Source organism: Lacihabitans soyangensis, from assembly GCF_024343775.1.
GTDB classification, from domain to species: Bacteria; Bacteroidota; Bacteroidia; order Cytophagales; family Spirosomataceae; genus Leadbetterella; species Leadbetterella soyangensis.
Genome location: NZ_RJUF01000002.1, coordinates 47770 through 63940, shown reverse-complemented (window position 1 = coordinate 63940; position 16171 = coordinate 47770). Strand labels below are relative to the sequence as shown.

Sequence of the window (16171 nt, the reverse complement as noted above, 5' to 3'; positions counted from 1 at the left end):
ATAAATCATGAAAACTAAAACACGGGAAATTGTTCCGAATGAAATAATACATTTAGTGGCAGATATAAATTACACTACAATTTATTTTAAAGATGGCACTAGTTTTTATTCAAGCTATGCATTAGGGCATTTCGAAAAAAAACATAAACTTCCTTCTAACTTTCTGAGAATAAATCGATCAATTATAATAAATACCGATTTTTTGGGCAAAGTAAAAAATGAAGCTGGTAAAATGTATGCGTATTTGCAGAATGGAAATTGTTTTAAGATATCTCGAAGGAGAACTTTTTTGTTCTCTGAATTTGATTAGAATTTTCTAAAGCAGCTAAGAGTAAAACCAGAATTTCTAAAAATGAAGACTCGGATTAGCAGTCAGATTTTGTTTGATTGCAGAAACAATTTCCAAGTTATGCTTCAAGGGAGAGGTTTGAAAATGTAATATTCTGAATCAAAAAGGAGAATTTTGCATTTTTTGCCACATATTTGCCTAAGTATTTCAAAAAAACTTTTCTATGACGCCCTATTTAGCACTTGGAATTTTATTCGTCTATTTCTTTATTCTTATCATAATATCTATACAAACCTCCAAAGGAGCCGACTCCAATTCGTTTTTTACTGCCAACAAATCTGTGCCTTGGTGGTTAGTGGCTTTTGGTATGATAGGCACGAGCATTTCGGGCGTAACGTTTGTTTCGGTCCCGGGTGCTGTGGGTACGAAATTCTTCTCTTATTTTCAAATGGTTTTGGGTTTCACAGCCGGATATGTTTTCATCGGAACGGTCCTGATGCCTTTATATTATAGACTTAACCTCATTTCTATTTATGGATATCTCAAAACCCGATACGGTTTTTGGTCCTACAAAACAGGCTCGGCTTTCTTTCTTTTGTCTAGAACCTTGGGTTCGGCTGTACGTCTTTTCATAGCTGCCAAGGTGTTACAGCTGGCCATTTATGATCCCCTTGGCGTGCCTTTTGAGGTTTCGGTGGTTTTAACCATAGCATTAATATGGGTGTACACCTTCAAAGGAGGTATAAAGACAATCGTAATCACTGATACATTACAGACATTCTTCTTAATTACTGCTGTTGCGATGACAATTTATCTGATTACCAAGCAATTGAATCTTGGTTTTGGAGAAATGCTGGGTCAAGTTTATGCCAGTCCAATGTCTGAAACGTTCTTTTTTGATGGTGGTTGGGGCGATGGCAAGAACTTCTTTAAACTTTTCATTAGTGGAGCCTTTATCGCCATAGTAATGACTGGCTTGGATCAAGATTTGATGCAGAAAAACCTTACTTGCAAAAATATAAAAGAAGCCCAGAAAAATATGTTTTGGTTTACGGTAACCTTGGTTATCGTAAATCTAATGTTCTTGAGTTTAGGTGCTTTACTTTATATGTATGCCAATCAAAAAGGAATAACAACGCCTACCAATACTGATGATTTATACCCGATGATGGCCCTTAAAGTATTCAGCGACCCAAGTTTTGGATTTGCCGGAATACTGGTAGGGGTGACTTTTTTGATAGGAATTACTGCGGCTACCTATGCCAGTTCAGACTCTGCTCTAACCGCTCTGACCACCGCATTTTCTATTGACTTTATGGATGTTGAAAATAAACCAGAGGCAGACAGGATAAAAATCAAGAACCGTGTGCATATCATGTTTTCGGTAATTTTTGTAATAGTTATTCTGATTTTCAATGTCTTGAATAATTCGGATGTTATTTCAGCAGTGTACAAAATAGCCAGTTATACCTATGGCCCGCTTTTGGGTCTTTTTGCCTATGGCATATATACGAAAAGAGGCGTGGTCGATAAATATGTACCGTTTATCTGTATTGCATCTCCCATTCTTACTTACTTTGCTGTTATCCTGATTGAGAAATACACAGGCTACATTTTCGGTTTTGAAAACTTACTTTTGAATGGATTAATTACTATTGGTGGTTTGATGATTTTTAGGAAGAAGTGATGGTTGGAACACGGATTTTATGGATGTGACACGGATCTTTCGAATGTGTTCATTTGTTCAAATTCCCAACGAATTGGATAAATTGGAAGTGATTGTCGTCAAACCTATGGGTATTTTGTTGAATTTATAGTTAGTAAAGATTTCCTAAAACAACAAATCCAACCCCAATGCTTCTTTCAGCTTCCAAAGTTCTGGGTTTTTCTCGGCCATAGATTCAAACTTTTCTTGTTCCGTTCTTGGCTTGGCTTTGGTTTCTCCTGCCGTTATGACGGCATCTATCTGGATTTCTCCATTGTGTAGTTTTTTACGCAAAAAGTCAGTTAAATCCTGTTTGATTTCGTGGAAAATATCAAAAAGAATTTTGTTTGGAAGTTTAAACTTTAAATCGTTTTTACTTAAATCAAAATCCCGAGTTACAACCATTTTTTCTGTTTGAGTGGTACGGCTGTCGGCAAAATCTGCCAGAACACCAATAGCCATGGCTTTTGTGAATTCTTTGGTTTGATAAGAACTGCTTCCTTGGTTTTGACCCACTATTTTGGTATCAGAGCTGGCTTCTTCTTCCATAGCCAATACCGATTTGAACGATTTCAAACCTGTTTTTTTGACTGGAAGGGAAACAGAACCAGCGGGCTCAATGCTCGGCTTGGTTTGGGGAATGTTGGTGATATGGGTTTGAACTTGGGCTGCACTTACTCCTGTAACCGTCGGTGTTATCAGGCCTCCATCAACTTTTTTTTTTGGCCTTCACCATCCGGAAGACCTGCCAAGTTAAGTACGGCGTTGATTTGCGAAAGTTTCAAAAGCCCGATTTCAACGTGTAATCGCTGATTTTTTGCAGATTTGAAGTTAATATCGATGTTTGAGCCCACACTCAGAGCCGACATCAAGAAACTTGTTGAAATTCTTTTGGCTTGTTCAATGTATTTTTGCTTGGTGGTTTCTGATAATTCCAAGATTTCCAAGGTGGAAGGCTCTTTGCTTACCAAAATATTCCTGAAATGCTCATTTAAACCCACCACAAACTGGTGCACATCAAAACCTTTAGATATAATTTCATGTAGAATAAGGAGTACCTGTGATATGTCTCCATCGTGAAGTACATCTAACATTCTGAGGTAATAGTCGTAGTCCAAAACGTGGAGATTCTCCAAAACGTCTTTGTAAGATAGTTTCCTGTCTGACGAAAAAGTGACGTTTAGGTCAAACATCGACAAGGCATCTCGAAGTCCACCGTCAGCTTTGAGAGCTATAAGTTCAAGTGCTTCTTCCTCAAAACTGATGTCCTCCTTTGCCGCAATACTAGCCAAGTGCTGGGCCATGTCTTTGATCTGAATTCTGTTGAAATCAAATATCTGACAACGACTCAAAATAGTCGGAAGTATTTTGTGTTTTTCGGTTGTAGCCAATATGAAAATGGCGTAAGAAGGTGGTTCCTCTAGAGTTTTCAGGAAGGCATTGAAAGCCGCCTGAGATAACATGTGAACCTCATCTATGATATAAACCTTGTATTTTCCGTCCTGAGGAGGGAAACGTACCTGGTCTATCAAATTTCTGATATCTTCAACAGAGTTGTTTGATGCCGCATCTAATTCATGAATGTTAAAAGATGCGTTTTGGTCGAAATTTTTACACGACGAGCATTTGTTGCAAGGCTCTGTGTTCTCACTGACATCAAGACAGTTTATGGTTTTGGCCAAAATCCTCGCACAAGTGGTCTTACCGACACCTCTTGGCCCAGTAAAAAGGAATGCTTGAGCTAACTGATTGGATTTTATGGCGTTTCGTAGTGTAGTGGTAATGTGTGACTGCCCAACTACCGAGTCGAAGGTGACCGGGCGATATTTACGAGCAGATACTACGAAATTTTCCATATGGCAAAGATATAAAAGAAATTGGATTTGAATAAAAACTTTTTGACTTGGGCCCGAATTACTAAAAAAAATACCAACCGATTTGGCTGGCATTTTTCTCTTCAAAAATTGAAGATGTATTTCATGGTTGAATAAATGATACACAAATGTATGTATACCAAATTATTGCCGCCGAGCTATTCTATTAAAAACATATTTTGAAAGATGATTTATGTTTTTCTATCGACAAACATTTTAAATTTTCTTAAAAATTAAACTATTTCGTTAAAAAGTATTCAATTATTGATTCATGGTACCTTTACAAAAACGGCTTTTTGATTGTCGGTTTTACTTATAGTCTTTAAAAATTCAACCCATTTAGCATAATCTTCCTTGGAATAGTTTCCACCAATTATCTTAAGGAAACGCTTATGGTAGATTTTGTCATCAACAACTGATGTCGACGCTTTATATTCCCCGAATTTCTCCTTTAGATTGATTTCTTTCGGCAAATACTCCAAAGTGTATCCTGCAGGTATTTCTATTTCTATCTGGTCCTCATCTAAAAAACTCTCAGAATTGGGGTTTAAGAATAGTTTGGTTTTGCGTTCTTCAGTTTCAGTAGTAATGACCTGGTATTTAGTCATTATGTTTGGTTTTACAAAAAGCCTCTTTCCGCTCGTTGTGGCATATCTGTTGGCCACAAGTTTTATTTCCTCGTTGAGTTTTGGTAGCACTGTTTTTTCTGACAAAAGACTAAAATTTGAAATCTCAAAATTAGGTAAGTTCAATGCTTTGTGTAGCCATTGCTTCTGTTCGGTTTGGCTGAGACGTTCCATCACCGAGTTTCTTGTTTCTTGCTGTATGCCGGAGTAATTGGATTTTACCGTAACGTGAGCGTCTCCGTTTTCAACTATTTTTACATTTATTTCTCTTTTCTGAATGTTTTTTTCAGGCAGGTAATTTATGGTTTTTATAAGTTCGCCTCCTTTTTCTTTTACCAAAAGGGCTTTTCGGTTTCCTGTAAACGAACCCATATATCCGCTCGGATTGGTTTGACTGGTGCATTCGAGCCAAACAGTATCTTTTTGAAGAGGAATACAAGCCACCACATGGTTAAATCTCGACATCGGGAAGTCTTCAAACCTTTCGGCATTATTGCCTTCGCTTCCGCCATAAATCAGTGCGGGATAGCCTTTTATTCCTACTTGTTTTAACAGTGCAATGGTATAGTTTGTTAAAGCTTTGCAGTCTCCGTAGCCTTTGGTGGCAACTTGCTCGGCAGTCATACTTTGCCATCCACCCACACCTAATGAAATAAGAAAGTATCGCGTGCTCGACTGCATAAATTTATAAACTATGTCTATTACTTTTTTCGGGTCTTTTTCTGAGCCAACCTCCGATTTAAGTTTTTCGACCGTCATAGATGGAAGAATATCGCGGCCTTTGTTGAGTGTGGCATAAAAAGCGGCTATATCGTTCCAGGTTTTCGATGGTCCGGAGTAATCTCCCATTGTATACTGCACAGAGGCCAGATATAGTTTCGGTATATTTTCGTTGGCCGAAAATTCCTCATGTTTTACGGGTTCAAGATCTTTGGCCTCCCAAGTTTCTTCATGATATTTTCCATTGAAGTATTTTTGTGAAGGATTCGGTAGATTTATTTCTCTTTTTCTATAACTATTTGTATCAAAGGCTTTTACAGTAAAAGTAGAATTTTGAATACCCACTTTCTCATAATTTTGTAAATTCCATGATGGGAAGAAGAAGGTATTAGTGGATTCTTCCTCGAAACTAAACTCTACCGTGTAGGGTAAGGGATAGTATTTTTTGTCAAATTTTGCGGTTTTCTTTTTACTGTCGGTAATGTATTCCGAAAAACTAGAAAGTCCAATGTCTTCAATATCTGAAGCTTTGAGTTTTTTAAGGAGTTTGCCAGATTGGTCATAGATACATCCTTCAATTTTCTTTATTTTTTCGAAATTATTGTAGTAAGCGTCAAAAGTGGCATGGTCTTCCTCACCTTTTTCTGTAAATACCGTAACAGCCCAGTGGTGTTTGGTTATAATTTTGGCATAGCTTTCAATGATAAACTCTGTTTGGTCAAACCTCACCACCGCATCAGCGTTTTCTTTGAGTTTTTGTGGTATTTGTGATATTGCAAAGTCAATTTGACCAAATGACCCAATGGCCATAAAGAGTAAAAAAGCTGTTTGAATATATTTCTTCATTATTTTTTTTTAAAAGTCAAAATGGGCGTTTTGTGAAATTCTCTCAGTTTCTACTGGCATTGATTTATTATTTCCTTTTCAATACAATTTGTTCATCGTGCTTCTGAACAATTCTGTTGAAGAGCTCTTTGAGTTCGTGATATTGCTCTGCAAAATACATCGGGTTTTTTATTACCAATCTGCTTATTAGATTGATTTTGTTGGTAGTTGCGTCGTAGGTACAGCTATAGATGAACTGAGCACTTTTATCTCCAAGAACAGTGTTTGTACCTTTAGGGAGTGACTCAATAATATAGTCTTTGGGTACTTCGAGTTTCAAGATATACACGCTCTCCGTACTATAACCAAAGTCTACAGGATATGACCTCTCGGGTTGTTTAAAAGGATTTTCTGTTACTTTGTTGCTAAAATTTGGATTAATATAAAGCATATCCTCGTCTGTAACATCCTCGGTCGTTTCAAAATTGAAAGTAACTAGATTTGTTTTTTCTTGGTCTTCAAGGTTAGAAAAGTTTAAATTGGTAATGTTGAAGTCAGAATATTCTTTTTTGAAATCTTCTTTCATTTTTTCTAAGCCATTGTTTTTGAAGTCGTTGCGGTTAGTATAGCCGGCATAGCCAAAATGGTTTTGTTCAATTTTGCCCGTGATCTTGTTTTTTGTAAAGTCTATTTTTGCATCGACGGTTTCATTTATCCGTTGTTTTTCTGTTGGAGTGAGATCTACGAACTGGCCGCTGAACGAATTTATTTCAAAACCTTGCCCGTTGAGGCATTCGAACGGTAACATGCCCATTTTAAGGTTTTTGTCGCTTATATCCAGATTTATAAATTTTCCGTCAATTTCTACACGGCACACGACATAGTTGAAGCGATCTAAAAGCGGAAACGCCTCATTGATTTTTCCATGATTTCTTGTACTTAGTATTACAGGGTTAGCCTTTATGTCAAGTTCTCTTAGCAAGGCAGTGAACAAAAGATTCTGCTCACTGGAGCTTCCTCTTTTATTTTCCCAGACTTTCTTCAGGTCTTCACAATAAATGCTGTTGTATTCGTCGTCATTGGTAAATTGACGGTTTAAATAGTAATAAACTTTTTCTAGTCTTTCTTTTTGGTCGGTAAAAACGCCAAATTTTTCTTTTAAATCTTTAAGATAGTTGCTTTTTCTTAATCGAATACCGAAATATTCACTATCCAATAAGTATCTATTGATATCCGGCCATGTCATAGATTTTTTAACCGTGACTTGTTCAGGTAAAGAAACACTTGAGAGCTCAAAGTCAACTTTAGAAATATAATTCATTTTACTGCTAATAAATGCTTCTTCTTTAAATGCTGGGGCATTTTTAACTGCAAAATTGTATTTTATTCCGTATGTGTTTAGTTTGGTATGTCCAAAATTTACCTCAACCTTTTCCTGCTCATTCATGGCGAGTTCTAGATATCCACCCAGATTGACCTGATAATAGAAATGCGATGGTATCGTAATCATGTATTCACTCCAAAGTGCTGGTGTTGAACCCTGGAAATACCATGTGTCGGGTTTATTACTGACGGCCAAAGGTGAGGTAATAGTGTAGCTGTATTCTATTATAGCTCCTTCTTTTATTTTCGGGAAAGATATTTTGGTTTGAAAGTATTTTTCTTTCATCTTTTCTTCAAAGTAGTCTTTTTTTGTGAGTTCTAGTTTGCTTATTCCACCGTTTTCAAGCCAATAGGTTGCCCCTTTTATTTTTTCTAGTATTTGGCTGGACTCATGCGTGTTTCTATACGTTTGGATAGCTACCGTGCCAGCAGATAGTGCTGATGCTTTTAGAATTTTTTTTCGAATATGAACTGTTGATTCTAAATAAAATCCATAGTTCTCGTCGTAGTGAAATTCAACTTCACATTTTTCGAATAGAATAATCTGATCCGCAGTAGAATCAATCTCATACTTTGACTTTTTTAGTTCGTCTACTGTGACGCTCCCGAATTTTACATTGGGTTTTTGAGCTTGAACAGTTGCTATGGTCAGGGTCCAAATCAGGACAAAGAGTGCTTTGGGATAATTGAGCATGGAATACTTGAATTTTATTTGGGATTTTAAAACACAAAAAACTCCAGCAAAAATTTTACCAGAGTTTTTCAGTGAAAGAAATATATTTTTTCTAGATTTTTAAACCTTTCATGAAGGCAGCATCGTTTTTCATGGATGTGATAGAATCTACCGGATATTGCTCTTGTTCCACCAAATAGTATTTCATTCCGTTGTCTTTGGCGGCTCTTAAAAGTTTGGCGTAGTCTATAATACCATCGGCCAAGTCGGTTTGCTTAGGTTTCGGGTCTTTTTCTACCAATTGTTTTACATGGCAAAGCTCATATCTGTTGCCATATTGTTTGAGATGTTCTATGGTATTCTCGCCAGCGGCTTCACTCCAACACATGTCCAGCTCGTAACAAACAAGATTTGGATCGGTGTTGTCCAATAGTACTTTTTGCCCTTTCAGGCCATTTACAAAAGCAAAAGAGTAGGAGTGGTTGTGATAACCAAATTTCAAGCCGTATTTTTTGCATAATTCACCTTTCATATTAAACTCTGAGGCCTTTTGTTTCCATGAGTCAAGGTCTTTTTGAGGGCCAATGGCTGGGCAAATGATATATTCTAAACCCACTTTTGCAGCTTTTTCTACCAAAGCTTCATTAATATCTGCTAAACCCATGTGGGTGCTTATCATTCTTACGTCAATGTCTTTTAGAAAACGTACCGCCTCGTCGGCCGACATTCCCCAAAAAGGGTCTTTGGAGTAAGACTCAAACAGCTCATAACCCATTTTTGCCAAGGCCTCCATAGTTCCTTTGGCATCTTTGGGCATCAAATCTCTCACACTATAAAGTTGGCAGCCAAAAGTTTTAAGTTTTTTGGCAGCGAAAATATCGGTGCCAACCATAGTGGCTGCACTTAAAGCGATTGTTTTCTGTAAAAAATCTCTTCTATTCATCTTGTAAGGTTGAAATTTTGTTGGTTAATAATTATCTCAGTGTTCAAACAGATTCCCAAGACCACCTAATACGGAGCCGCTTTCTTTGCTTGCATTTCCGCCATAAGGAGAGAGCCTTTGAATGAGTTTCGATATTGGAAGGGATTGAATCCAGACTTTGCCCGTTCCGCTTAAAGTAGCCAAAAACATGCCTTCGCCACCAAATATAATCGAACGAAGCCCTCCGGCACTCTGAATGTCGAAGTTGAGCTGCGGTTCATAGGCAACCAAACAACCTGTGTCTAATCTTAGCACTTCGTTGTTGAGCGTTTTTTCAATAACCACACCGCCAGAATGGATGAAAGCTAGACCATCGCCTTGGATTCTTTCCAAAATAAATCCTTCACCACCAAACAAGCCAGCACCGAATCTTTTGTTAAAATGTATAGAGATACTCGTTCCCATGGCTGCACAAAGGAATGCGTCTTTCTGAACAATGAGTGTGTTTTGATTGATGCTAGCCAAGTCAACAGCTTTAATGGTACCTGGGTAAGGTGCTGCAAATGCTACTTTTCTTTTGCCCACGCCTCGGTTGGTAAAGTGTGTCATAAATAATGATTCGCCCATCAAAAGCCTAGAACCAGCCTGAAACATTTTGCCCAAAATGCTCTGATTTGCTTGTGAGCCATCGCCCATTTTGGTTTCAAAGCTTATGCCGTCTTCCATAAAAAGCATCGAGCCGGCCTCAGCTATTACGGTTTCGTTAGGGTCAAGTTCTATTTCTACCACTTGTATGTCCTCACCCAAAATCTTGTAGTCTATTTCATGACTTCTCATCTTCTTTCAAATGTTTTAGTTTTTTATCTTCTACTTTATTATTCAAAAAATCATTGATTTTCTCAATGTTATAGGACATCTGGATTTCTCCGAATGAGTTTATGGTGACGTCGAAACCTTCAAGGTCTTTGTGTACTTTTGGTAGGTCTACCTTTTCTTTAATTTTTTTTGCCATTTTAGCTTTCTAATTTGAAACAAAAATACAAGATTTCTCTATTTAGAGTTCTTAAAGCTATTTTTTCTTTTGAATTAAAATTCTGTTAAGTTTATTAAAATATTTTAAAAATTTAATTCAGAAATAAAGTTTTGTGCTTAATATTATAGTTTGAAATACTGAGACAATTTTTTGGGTGTAATCTAGATTCATTGTTTCGGAAATTCTTTAACAAAATACTATTCAATCAAACAAATATGGAAAAAAAGATTCTTGAGAATGGAAGGCGGGATTTCTTGAAAACTGGCTTAATGGCTGCAAGTTCATTTTTTATTGTACCAAGGCATGTTTTGGGCAAAGGCTTCAAAGCTCCTAGCGATAAGTTAAATCTGGCTGCGATTGGTGCTGGTGGTAAGGGCCGCTCGGATATTTTTAATGCCTACAACAACGGTGCTGAAAATGTTGTAGCACTATGTGATGTTGATCCGGGTCAATGCAAAGCGGCCATTGAGAAGTTTCCAAAGGCCAAGCTTTATGCCGACTTTAGGGTAATGCTGGAGCAAATGAAAGGAGAAATAGATGCGGTAACTATCTCAACCCCAGACCACATACACGGTGTGGCAGCCATGGCAGCTATGCAGATGGGCAAGCATGTGTATGTTCAAAAACCATTGACACATAATATTTACGAAACTCGTATGCTTACCGAAGCTGCCCGAAAATACAAAGTAGTCAGCCAGATGGGTAACCAAGGGGCTTCCAATCCTGGTCAGCAACAGATGATAGAATGGCACAAAAAAGGACTGATAGGTACCGTTGATACGGTGTATGTTTGGACCAACCGACCAGTTTGGCCGCAAGGGATTCCGGTGCCAACTACCAAACCCGAGCTGCCAGATACGATGAGCAGGGCCAATTGGGATTTGTTCATAGGGCCTGCAGATTATGTTGACTATCACCCGCTTTATCATCCATTCAAATGGAGGGGTTGGTGGAACTTTGGAACAGGAGCCTTGGGCGACATGGGATGTCACCTAATTGACCCTCCTTTCAGGGTTCTAGAATTGGGCTACCCAACCGAAGTTGAATGTAGTGTTGGGCAGGTATTCCTGAAAGACTGGACACCAGAATATATTCCAGAAGGTTGTCCGCCGTCGTCACATGTACAGTTGAAGTTTCCGGCATCTAAGAAAAACAAGAAGGATATCAAGATGATTTGGACAGATGGTGGCGTAAGGCCATTCCACCCAGATTTGATTCCGGCGAATGATTCTATTGGAGAAAATGGAAGTGCCAATGGTGTTATGATTGTGGGTTCAAAAGGAATTATGACTTGCGGAACATACGGACTTGTACCAAAAGTTTACAAAAATAATGGAGATGTTTTGGAAATGCCTAAGGATTACAAAACCTCGAATCCGAATGAGAAATTGCCAGAATATGGCCATCAAGTTTCATGGTGTGATGCCATCAAGGACGGTTTTGGTGGTAAAAAACACCAAGCTTTGACTTCGTCATTTGATTATTCTGGACCATTGACAGAGACTGTTTTGATGGGTAACTTGGCCATAAGAAGTTATCAATTAGGTAAAAAGAAAACGGGCGGTGGTGCTGGATTGGATTTTGACGGCCGCAAGAAATTACTTTGGGATGGTAACAATATGAAAATTACCAACTACGATGAGGCCAACCAATTTGTTTCTCGTAACTACCGCGAAGGTTGGAAGACGATTTGATTTTTGGGGATTGGTAATTGGTTTACTGGTTAATTAGTTATTGGTTTACTGGTTATTTAGTTACTGGACACTGAGCACAATGAAATTCAGATGATAATCTGAATGTAGTTGCGACCGTTAGGTCTCGAAGTGTGTATCAAGTTAATCTTTTCTGGACACTGAGCACAATGAAATTCAGATGATAATCTCAATGAAATTGCGACCGTTAGGTCTCGAAGTGTTACTGGTTATTGGACACTGAGCGTAGCCGAAGTGTGTATCTGGTTACTGGTTTACTGGACACTGAGCGAAGTCGAAGTCTTACTGGTTACTGGACACTGAGCGTAGCCGAAGTGTGTTACTGGTTACTGGACACTAAGCGTAGCCGAAGTGTGTATCTGGTTAATGTTTACTGGACACTGAGCGTAGCCGAAGTGTGTATCTGGTTATTTAGTTAGCGGACACTGAGCGTAGCCGAAGTGTGTTACTGGTTTAGCGGACACTGAGCGTAGCCGAAGTGTCATTAGTATTAAAATTTAGAAATTGGAAGCAGCAATGCTTCCTTTTTTTATACTTCTCCGAATTGTTCTCTTTTAAAACCTCTTTTAGTGATTTCTTTTAAAACGTCGAGGTTGATATCGCTGAGTTTTTTTACGTAGAGACACGATTTTCCTGTTTTGTATTTTCCGAGATTTGAAATAATATCCAAGTTTTCTTCGGAATTGGCACCAATGTAAAGAGCCAAGGCGTCTTTTCTGGGTGAAAAACCTACCCTTAACATATCGGCTTCTCGGCCGCTGTCGTATTTGTAATGGTATTTTCCGAAACCTATGATGGCTGGTCCCCACATTTTTGCAGGAGCTTGGGTTATTTCCTCCATTATTTTTACCAGTTCTAGGCTATCTTTTCTTTTAGATTCGTCGTCAACTGCGTTAATGAAGTCCGAGACAGAAACTTCATTTTCGGTTGTTTTCATTTCAACTTTTGCCATTTCCTATCTTTTTTAAAATGTGACAATCTGCATCATGAGCTCCAGAAAGATAACCTGTGCTCATCAGGAATTCGTTAACTATCTCTCCACCAGTAAATTTAAAAGTTTTTTTGAATATTTTCACCCATTCTTCTTTGGTTTTGGGGTGGTGGTGTTCTATCCAGTTTTTGAACGAACCATGCTCTTTTTGAAGTTTCTGAATCTCTTTTGCATTGTGTATGGCAGCATTGATTTTCAGTTTATTACGAATCACCCCAGCGTCACCGAGTAAGCGTTCAATCTCCACTTCGTCATAACTGGCCACCACATCAATATCAAATCTATGATAAGCTGCTCTAAAAGTTTCTTGTTTTTTCAATATCAAATCCCATGAAAGGCCGGCCTGATTAATTTCAAAAACAAATCTTTCGAAAAGCTCGTTGTCTCCATCAATAGGGAATCCGTAATGATTATCGTGGTAAATTCGGTGGTGATTATCTTCGGGAAGGGTTTTACAGTAAGTGCAATAGCTCATTTCTGGTGTTTTTTCTCAAAATTAAAAATTAATTCAACAAAAAGCGTGTTAGTATTTTAAATGATAAATAATTAAGCAAAATGATTTCAAACTTCACATTCAGGAATCCAGTAAAAATAATATTTGGAAAAGATACTATCTCACAACTGTCAAAAAACATACCTGCTGGTGCCAAAGTGTTGGTTACCTACGGCGGAGGGAGCATTTTTAAAAACGGCGTTTATGATCAAGTAGTGGCCGCTCTTGCTGGTTTTGAAATGATTGAATTTGGAGGAATTGAACCTAATCCCACTTTTGAGACATTGATGAAAGCTGTTGAATTGGGAAGAGCCGAGAAAATTGACTTTATACTATCGGTAGGTGGAGGTTCAGTGTTAGATGGCACAAAGTTTATCTCGGCTGCCATACCTTTTGAGGGCGGAAATGAATGGGAAAACATCGTTTTGGGTAAATCGAGATATAAAACAGCAACTCCTTTTGGTGCTGTCCTAACCCTACCAGCCACAGGGTCAGAAATGAACTCAGGTGGTGTAATTTCTAGAAAAGAAACCCATGAAAAGTATGGAATGGGGAGTCCATTATTGTATCCGCAGTTTTCAATTTTAGATCCTACTACTACCTATTCTTTGCCCAAAGTACAAATAGCCAATGGTTTAGCTGATGCTTTTACCCACGTGATGGAACAGTATTTGACCTACCCAGTCAATGCCCTTATTCAAGATAAATTTGCAGAAGGTGTTTTGAAAACATTGATAGAAGTTGCCCCAAAAGTGATGCACGATCAGACCAACTACGAAGATATGTCCAATTTTATGTGGGCGGCTACGGTAGCTCTGAATGGCTGGATTTCGCTGGGTGTACCGAGCGATTGGGCTACACATCAGATTGGTCACGAACTTACTGCTTTGCACGGAATCGATCATGCTCGTACCTTGGCAGTCGTACTGCCACATTTGATGAGATACAAAATGGATAATAAAAAGGCCAAAATGATCCAATATGCCAAGGAAGTTTGGGCTTTGAATGGAACGGATGATGAACTGGTGGAGGCCGCAATTCAAAAGACCACAGAATTTTATGAATCGCTGGGCATACCTACAAAAGCCTCAGCTTATGGAATAGGAGAGGAGACAGTTCAAGAAATAAAGAAAAGATTCACAGACAGAAAAGTGAAGTATGGTGAAAAATCTGATATTGATGCAGCGGCAACTGAGGCCATTTTGAGAATGAGTATTGCCTAGGTTTTGGCTAAAAAGAAAATAGAATTAAATTCACTGTACGCCAATTGGTTGACGAAGGAATTTAATTCTATTTTAACTAAAAAAGCGATTTTATAATTGCTTCTATCTCAATCTTTTAAATGAATTGATGATTTTAAAGGCTTCCTCCTCGGCATTTTCATCGTCATCGGCAAAGGTGATTGCTACAAACAAGGTAGTTTTTGTTCTTGGATCCATAAGTCCTGCAAACATAACCCGGCTACCATCTAAAAAACCTTCAACATAATATCCCTCCAGTTGATTGATTTTGGTTTCGTGTGCTTGGTCGATTTCGGTCATTTTAATTGCTTTAGCTCCAGCCACAGTGGCTTCTTCTAAGTCTTCCATGGTAATTTTTTCGGAGAAAATACTAATGGCCAAATCCATTCCATCACCTTCCATTTCAAACTCCTCATTGGTATTTTTAACGACCTCAAAATCATCTGGAACGGTTATTTGAAGTTTGTATTTGTCCCAAACATATACTTTGTCAAAAGTAAAAGAGCAAAGTGTGAGTGCAGTGAGCACGAATAATAATTTAGTTTTCATAATTTATTGGTTTAATTGGCTATAATTTTAATAAAAATAGTAGTTCGTTTTATAAATTCCAAATTAGACTTATTTAAATATCTTGAGTTCGATTTGTGTTATTAAAAAGTTGTTTAGACCTATTTATACCTTTTTAATAACAATTATTTCATTCAATAAGCCTTCAATTCCGTTGTCGCGGTCTTCCCAAGTTTGAATGTAAGGCTTTACGCCTGTACTTTTTTCAATCATCTCAACGATGTCGTATCCGTAGTGCCAAAAAACAGGCGACCCTTCTTCATTGACTGGGTTTCCGTGATATTCTGGGGTAAACAAGAATATGAGATTTCCCTTAGAGTCCAACTCTGCCCAACGAACAGTTGGATCAAATCTGTTTTCAATTGGGACTGTCAGGATATGTGCTCCACCTTTTTTTAATGTTCGGTGGATTTCTGCAAAGGCTTTTTCGGGTTGGTTTAGGTGTTCAAAAACATCTTGCGTTATTACCAAATCGAAAACCTCTTTTTGGAACTTTTGATTCTCCAGATTTTCATTTCTGACACCATTTACCAACTCTCCAAATGGATGATTTGGGAAAAATTGAGAGGCCGTATAGTTTTTATTTCCTTTATTTATTTTTACGCTTGCCCCTCTTTCAATAGGCGAAGACTCGTGAATATTTAGATTCCTCCAGTTGGGGTAAAAACGTTCAATCGCCTGCATTAAAGCTCTTTCTCTAGGTAATGAATTGCAGTTTTGACAAATATAATTACTACGGAGATAATCATTGTAGGAATAAAAAATAACCTTTTTTTCGCAACAAGAGCAGGTTCCTCTTCTTGAATAAAAGTAAGCATTGGGAAGCAGAAAACTAAGAAATGGTACTCCGAGGGTGGATTTTATCTTATTACCTATTTTTTTGTAAAGACTCATTGGGAAATGTTTAAGAGTTTTGGTGTATGGTCACCAACTCTGTGTTTAAATTTATTTTTGAGTACAATACATCAACTCAGATTTTAGAATCACCACTTCATAGAAATCAAGGAAAATAGACAAACATAAATTTTAACAAATGTAAATAAAAAATCAAGCTATTGAGCCTATATTTAGGTATTGCTGTTTTTTGCTTAAAAATATCTAATTTTACACTGCTAAG

Annotated in this window: 15 protein-coding genes; 4 read left to right on the top strand and 11 right to left on the bottom strand. The window is 37.8% G+C overall.

Annotated elements, in window-relative coordinates; translation table 11 throughout:
- Window positions 1–7 precede the first annotated feature (7 nt).
- Both EGI31_RS01420 and EGI31_RS01415 read left to right on the top strand, forming a co-directional pair.
- Complete coding sequence (locus EGI31_RS01420; protein ID WP_255035339.1) at window positions 8–310, top strand: LytTR family DNA-binding domain-containing protein; 303 nt, start codon at window positions 8–10, stop codon at window positions 308–310.
- A gap of 202 nt (window positions 311–512) precedes the next feature.
- The gene (locus tag EGI31_RS01415) at window positions 513–1976 is read left to right on the top strand and encodes a sodium:solute symporter (RefSeq protein ID WP_255035338.1); all 1464 of its coding nucleotides are present in this window, start codon (window positions 513–515) and stop codon (window positions 1974–1976) included.
- A gap of 144 nt (window positions 1977–2120) precedes the next feature.
- Here the strand turns inward: EGI31_RS01415 and EGI31_RS01410 are convergent, their stop codons facing one another.
- The 7 genes from EGI31_RS01410 to EGI31_RS01380 all read right to left on the bottom strand — a co-directional run bounded on the left by EGI31_RS01410 (window position 2121) and on the right by EGI31_RS01380 (window position 10029).
- The gene (locus EGI31_RS01410; RefSeq protein ID WP_255035337.1) at window positions 2121–2570 is read right to left on the bottom strand and encodes a DUF8493 domain-containing protein; all 450 of its coding nucleotides are present in this window, start codon (window positions 2568–2570) and stop codon (window positions 2121–2123) included.
- Between the two features lie 122 nt (window positions 2571–2692).
- Window positions 2693–3850: a DNA polymerase III subunit gamma/tau gene (locus EGI31_RS01405; RefSeq protein WP_310586152.1), complete on the bottom strand. Its 1158-nt coding sequence runs from the start codon at window positions 3848–3850 to the stop codon at window positions 2693–2695.
- 287 nt (window positions 3851–4137) lie between these two features.
- A complete protein-coding gene (locus tag EGI31_RS01400) occupies window positions 4138–6060 on the bottom strand; it encodes a DUF3858 domain-containing protein (RefSeq protein WP_255035336.1) in 1923 nt (640 codons plus the stop codon).
- 67 nt (window positions 6061–6127) lie between these two features.
- Window positions 6128–8116 carry a DUF3858 domain-containing protein gene (locus EGI31_RS01395; RefSeq protein WP_255035335.1) on the bottom strand — a complete coding sequence of 663 codons (1989 nt, stop codon included), beginning with the start codon at window positions 8114–8116 and terminating at the stop codon, window positions 6128–6130.
- A 91-nt stretch (window positions 8117–8207) separates the two neighbouring features.
- Window positions 8208–9038: a sugar phosphate isomerase/epimerase family protein gene (locus EGI31_RS01390; RefSeq protein WP_255035334.1), complete on the bottom strand. Its 831-nt coding sequence runs from the start codon at window positions 9036–9038 to the stop codon at window positions 8208–8210.
- A 36-nt stretch (window positions 9039–9074) separates the two neighbouring features.
- Complete coding sequence (locus EGI31_RS01385) at window positions 9075–9854, bottom strand: TIGR00266 family protein (RefSeq protein ID WP_255035333.1); 780 nt, start codon at window positions 9852–9854, stop codon at window positions 9075–9077.
- Window positions 9841–10029: a hypothetical protein gene (locus tag EGI31_RS01380; RefSeq protein ID WP_255035332.1), complete on the bottom strand. Its 189-nt coding sequence runs from the start codon at window positions 10027–10029 to the stop codon at window positions 9841–9843. Before EGI31_RS01380 ends, EGI31_RS01385 begins: the two co-directional genes overlap by 14 nt.
- Before the next feature lie 236 nt (window positions 10030–10265).
- On the opposite strand from EGI31_RS01380, the gene EGI31_RS01375 reads away from it, so the two are divergent.
- Window positions 10266–11744, top strand: coding sequence for a Gfo/Idh/MocA family protein (locus EGI31_RS01375; RefSeq protein ID WP_255035331.1), 1479 nt, complete (start codon window positions 10266–10268; stop codon window positions 11742–11744).
- Between the two features lie 547 nt (window positions 11745–12291).
- Here the strand turns inward: EGI31_RS01375 and EGI31_RS01370 are convergent.
- Together EGI31_RS01370 and EGI31_RS01365 are read right to left on the bottom strand one after the other, a co-directional pair.
- Window positions 12292–12714 carry a DUF1801 domain-containing protein gene (locus EGI31_RS01370; RefSeq protein WP_255035330.1) on the bottom strand — a complete coding sequence of 141 codons (423 nt, stop codon included), beginning with the start codon at window positions 12712–12714 and terminating at the stop codon, window positions 12292–12294.
- Window positions 12701–13228, bottom strand: a complete 528-nt coding sequence (locus tag EGI31_RS01365; RefSeq protein ID WP_255035329.1) for a DNA-3-methyladenine glycosylase I — start codon at window positions 13226–13228, stop codon at window positions 12701–12703. The genes EGI31_RS01370 and EGI31_RS01365 overlap by 14 nt, the downstream gene beginning before the upstream one ends.
- Window positions 13229–13308: 80 nt before the next feature.
- On the opposite strand from EGI31_RS01365, the gene EGI31_RS01360 reads away from it, so the two are divergent.
- On the top strand, window positions 13309–14469 hold the full coding sequence (locus EGI31_RS01360; protein WP_255035328.1) for an iron-containing alcohol dehydrogenase: 1161 nt from the start codon (window positions 13309–13311) through the stop codon (window positions 14467–14469).
- A gap of 102 nt (window positions 14470–14571) precedes the next feature.
- Here EGI31_RS01360 and EGI31_RS01355 read toward each other — a convergent pair whose 3' ends face one another.
- Both EGI31_RS01355 and EGI31_RS01350 read right to left on the bottom strand, forming a co-directional pair.
- Entirely contained in the window at window positions 14572–15036 is a 465-nt protein-coding gene (locus EGI31_RS01355) for a hypothetical protein (RefSeq protein WP_255035327.1), read from the bottom strand.
- Window positions 15037–15159: 123 nt separating this feature from the next.
- A complete protein-coding gene (locus EGI31_RS01350) occupies window positions 15160–15948 on the bottom strand; it encodes a methyltransferase domain-containing protein (RefSeq protein ID WP_255035326.1) in 789 nt (262 codons plus the stop codon).
- Window positions 15949–16171 lie beyond the last annotated feature (223 nt).

Excerpts from the sequence above, each read along its gene's own strand:
- EGI31_RS01405 (WP_310586152.1), bottom strand. The coding sequence starts at position 3,850 with ATGGAAAATTTCGTAGTATCTGCTCGTAAATATCGCCCGGTCACCTTC.
- EGI31_RS01390 (WP_255035334.1), bottom strand. The coding sequence starts at position 9,038 with ATGAATAGAAGAGATTTTTTACAGAAAACAATCGCTTTAAGTGCAGCC.
- EGI31_RS01355 (WP_255035327.1), bottom strand. The coding sequence starts at position 15,036 with ATGAAAACTAAATTATTATTCGTGCTCACTGCACTCACACTTTGCTCT.
- EGI31_RS01395 (WP_255035335.1), bottom strand. The coding sequence starts at position 8,116 with ATGCTCAATTATCCCAAAGCACTCTTTGTCCTGATTTGGACCCTGACC.
- EGI31_RS01420 (WP_255035339.1), top strand. The coding sequence starts at position 8 with ATGAAAACTAAAACACGGGAAATTGTTCCGAATGAAATAATACATTTA.
- EGI31_RS01385 (WP_255035333.1), bottom strand. The coding sequence starts at position 9,854 with ATGAGAAGTCATGAAATAGACTACAAGATTTTGGGTGAGGACATACAA.
- EGI31_RS01415 (WP_255035338.1), top strand. The coding sequence starts at position 513 with ATGACGCCCTATTTAGCACTTGGAATTTTATTCGTCTATTTCTTTATT.
- EGI31_RS01400 (WP_255035336.1), bottom strand. The coding sequence starts at position 6,060 with ATGAAGAAATATATTCAAACAGCTTTTTTACTCTTTATGGCCATTGGG.
- EGI31_RS01370 (WP_255035330.1), bottom strand. The coding sequence starts at position 12,714 with ATGGCAAAAGTTGAAATGAAAACAACCGAAAATGAAGTTTCTGTCTCG.
- EGI31_RS01380 (WP_255035332.1), bottom strand. The coding sequence starts at position 10,029 with ATGGCAAAAAAAATTAAAGAAAAGGTAGACCTACCAAAAGTACACAAA.
- EGI31_RS01350 (WP_255035326.1), bottom strand. The coding sequence starts at position 15,948 with ATGAGTCTTTACAAAAAAATAGGTAATAAGATAAAATCCACCCTCGGA.
- EGI31_RS01365 (WP_255035329.1), bottom strand. The coding sequence starts at position 13,228 with ATGAGCTATTGCACTTACTGTAAAACCCTTCCCGAAGATAATCACCAC.
- EGI31_RS01375 (WP_255035331.1), top strand. The coding sequence starts at position 10,266 with ATGGAAAAAAAGATTCTTGAGAATGGAAGGCGGGATTTCTTGAAAACT.
- EGI31_RS01360 (WP_255035328.1), top strand. The coding sequence starts at position 13,309 with ATGATTTCAAACTTCACATTCAGGAATCCAGTAAAAATAATATTTGGA.